Source organism: Sebaldella sp. S0638, assembly GCF_024158605.1.
Classification (GTDB): Bacteria; Fusobacteriota; Fusobacteriia; order Fusobacteriales; family Leptotrichiaceae; genus Sebaldella.
Genome location: NZ_JAMZGM010000211.1, coordinates 1 through 2,885 on the forward strand (window position 1 = coordinate 1; position 2,885 = coordinate 2,885).

5 protein-coding genes are annotated in these 2,885 nt (G+C 25.9%); all 5 read left to right on the top strand.

Features of this window, described 5'->3' with window-relative positions:
- Positions 1-211: 211 nt before the first annotated feature.
- Positions 212-556 (top strand): CdiA family toxin C-terminal domain-containing protein, encoded by a 345-nt coding sequence (locus NK213_RS19535; protein WP_253352449.1) that lies wholly within the window; start codon positions 212-214, stop codon positions 554-556.
- Positions 557-570: 14 nt separating this feature from the next.
- Positions 571-1,002, top strand: a complete 432-nt coding sequence (gene cdiI, locus NK213_RS19540; RefSeq protein ID WP_253352450.1) for a ribonuclease toxin immunity protein CdiI — start codon at positions 571-573, stop codon at positions 1,000-1,002.
- 95 nt (positions 1,003-1,097) lie between these two features.
- Positions 1,098-1,823 carry a hypothetical protein gene (locus tag NK213_RS19545; RefSeq protein WP_253352452.1) on the top strand — a complete coding sequence of 242 codons (726 nt, stop codon included), beginning with the start codon at positions 1,098-1,100 and terminating at the stop codon, positions 1,821-1,823.
- A gap of 40 nt (positions 1,824-1,863) precedes the next feature.
- Positions 1,864-2,160: a hypothetical protein gene (locus NK213_RS19550; RefSeq protein WP_253352454.1), complete on the top strand. Its 297-nt coding sequence runs from the start codon at positions 1,864-1,866 to the stop codon at positions 2,158-2,160.
- 160 nt (positions 2,161-2,320) lie between these two features.
- On the top strand, positions 2,321-2,629 hold the full coding sequence (locus NK213_RS19555; protein WP_253352456.1) for a hypothetical protein: 309 nt from the start codon (positions 2,321-2,323) through the stop codon (positions 2,627-2,629).
- Positions 2,630-2,885: the final 256 nt, after the last annotated feature.

The window sequence follows — 2,885 nt, forward strand, 5'->3', positions numbered from 1 at the left end:
ATTTCAAAACACCTCTTTCTTTTTTTATTATATCATTGTTTAGATTTTGGTGTTCCTACTTTACTATAGCACTACAAGCGGTGGAAGTGGAATTAAATCAAATCCTGATTTGGAAAAACATTTAAAAGAGAGAGAGATTATTAATCCTAAAACAGGGAAAGTACACAAAAATAAAAAAGGAATTGTGGGTTGTCATAATGAAGTTAATTTTATGAATGAAAAGCCTCTAATAAAATCAACAGGGAAGATATACGATATAAATGGAAATGAAATCCCATGGGTAAAAGAAGTAACATATAGTGTTCCTGAATTAGATCGTGCAGGTAATCCAATTGGAACATATGCTGTAAAAACAAATCCCAAAACAATATATGATCCAAAACTTATATCAGATAAAGAGTATGCTAGACGGGGAATAGAAGCTGCTAATGATGCTTTATCAAATTCACCATCTGGAGTATTGGGGCGTGAATGGACAGGTATAGATGGAAGTGGGGTTAAGTGGAAAGGTAATTATGAAAATGGGGAAATAACAACAATGTTTCCTACTAATTAATCAAGGAGAAGTATATGAATAAAGAAAAAAATTTAAATACAGATAATTGTATGAATAAAGAAATAATTTTAAATACAGATTTGAAAGATGAAAGAGATATAATTATAAAAGATACAATCAATTCTTTTTATAGAAGAAATTTCTTTTTTACTATATTAAAATCTATATCAGAAGGGCATGGTTTTGGAGATGACACCACAAACATAATATATTGGCACGATTTAGATGAATATGATAAACAAGATTATGATAGAAGTTTTGAAAAAATTGGAATGGAACTATCATATTTTGATGACGAAATAGTAATTCCCTATGATGATTTATATTATTATTTAGAAATAGCTTTTAAACGTTATATACAAGATATTCCAGAACAAAAAAAGGAATTAGAAAAATATATGACTGAAATAAAAATAATATTTAATGAATGCAAAAATTCAAAATAATTTAATTTATTTGTTGCGTTAGAAATTTTAGAGTCACAAATAGACTTGACAATTTTTTAGTAAGTGAAGTTGAAATATAAAAAAAGGAATAGAAAATGGATATAATTATTAAAGAAAATATTGAAAATAATTTTACAGATAAAAATGTGAGATGGTATTTATCAGATGGAAGTATTTGGATTGGACTTGAAAAGACATATAAAGAAATAGAGAAAAGAATACCAGAATCGTATGGGAGTTTTATTTGGCTTAATAACGGAGCTGACACATTATTATTTGATAAAATGAATGCATTATTTTCAACAGGACTTTTAAATGTAATAGAACCGATTAATTTAGAGTCTAGTGTTTTTAATAATGATATAGATTGTGTAACAGGGACAATTGAAATTGTTAAAAAAGAATATTGTTATTTAACATTTGAGTCTGAAATTACTTATGATATTAATCAAGATGCATTGATATCTTGTCCAGAAAATAATTTGAGGGATAATTCGATAATAGTTGTCAAATTAACTAACGATTTTAATTTTATAGTAAAAGAAAATAAATTAGTTGGCTGGATATTAAGAAATGCTTCACAACATATTAGGGTTGCTGAAAATAATACAATTGAATATGGACTTGATGTTGAAAATTTGAATTTACTAAGAGCTTGTCTAGTAAAATATATAAAGGGTATAAATAAATTAGATACAGATTTTTTAACTGAAGCACTTGAGGATTTAAGATCATTATATGAAGAGTTAAAACTAAATAATTTAGCGCAAATAAATATGATTAAGGAAAGTATATTAGGGATTTTAGATTTTTATGATTAAAATAAAAATTCAATTTTTAATTATTAGAAAAGGTGAGATAATGAGAGATATATCATTAGTTTTGGAAAAAAGAAAGAAAAAACATATAAATGATGACTTTGGTATAGAAGAATGCTGGAAGCAAATCACTGAAATATTTTCTCAAGATGAAGTTGAGACAATTAATTATTTGAATAATTGTAGTAAAGAAGATTTATACTTTATAAGTGAAGTTTTTGAAGATATTTCAGAAAACTTGAAGAGTAAAAAAATTATCGCATGTTTAAGAAAGCTTGATAAAAAGTACCCTGATTTAAAAATGACTTCTGACATTAATTTAGCAGAGGAGTATATTTAGAATAATGTTGAAATTGATATTTAAGGAGCTGTATTAGAAATTGTATAGCTCTTTTTCCATTCGTGGGTTCTTGGGATTCAAATGAAAAAATGCAAAAGCAATGTAACCAATTAGGGAATAAATGTGGAAGAATTGCTATAATTTATAATGGAGGAGATAAATGGTAAATAAAGTTGAAATAGAAAATTTAATAAAGAAAAGGTTAGAGCTGCATCAAGATGATCCAAGAATAAGTCTTGTGTGGAAAGAACTCACAAAAGTATTATCTGTTAGTGAGGAAGATACAATAATATATTTCAAAACTTGTCCTCCAGAGCAATTATACTGGATAAGCGAGGTTTTTGAAGATGTTTCAGAAAATTTGAAGAGTACAAAGTTTATAAAATGTATAAGAAAATTAGGTGAACAATATAAGTCTTTGAATCTATCGCTTGATATTGAATATGCTGAAAAGTCACTAGAAAAATGAAAAAATATAATTTCATAATTATAACATAATAAAATTACAAAGTAAGTATCGAAATAACTTGTTAATTATAATTTTAAATATTAAATTGGGAGGGTAAAATGAAACACATGAATATGAAACTAATTTGTGCAGTTTTGTTAGGAATAATACTAAAAGCAATAAGCTTTTATAAATACAGAGAGAGCCTGTGATAAAAAGTCTGTAAATAAAAAAATCTTTTTATGATAAACTAAAAACAGGAGGACTTTATTATGAA